This is a genomic window from Streptomyces zaehneri (assembly GCF_032248645.1).
Taxonomy (GTDB): domain Bacteria; phylum Actinomycetota; class Actinomycetes; order Streptomycetales; family Streptomycetaceae; genus Streptomyces; species Streptomyces coriariae.
Window position 1 is genome coordinate 1 of record NZ_JASTTJ010000088.1, and the last position, 258, is coordinate 258.

General features: G+C 70.9%; 1 protein-coding gene. It reads right to left on the reverse strand.

Annotated elements, in window-relative coordinates; genetic code table 11:
• Positions 1-258 (reverse strand): hypothetical protein (locus tag QQM72_RS40770; RefSeq protein WP_399080458.1); only part of this gene is annotated, 258 nt, incomplete at both ends.

A 258-nucleotide genomic window follows, 5' to 3' on the forward strand; every position in this document is an offset into this window, starting at 1 on the left:
GCTCGACCGCGCCCGCCGTCCAGTCCACCTTCGCCGACGGGGCATCGACATGCAGCGTGGGCGGCATGACCCCGTGCCGCAGCGCCTCCACCATCTTGATCACACCAGCCACCCCCGCCGCCGCCTGCGTGTGACCGATGTTCGACTTCAACGACCCCAGCCACAACGGCCGGTCCTCGGGCCGGTCCTGCCCGTAGGTGGCGATCAGCGCCTGCGCCTCGATCGGATCGCCGAGTACCGTGCCCGTGCCGTGCCCTT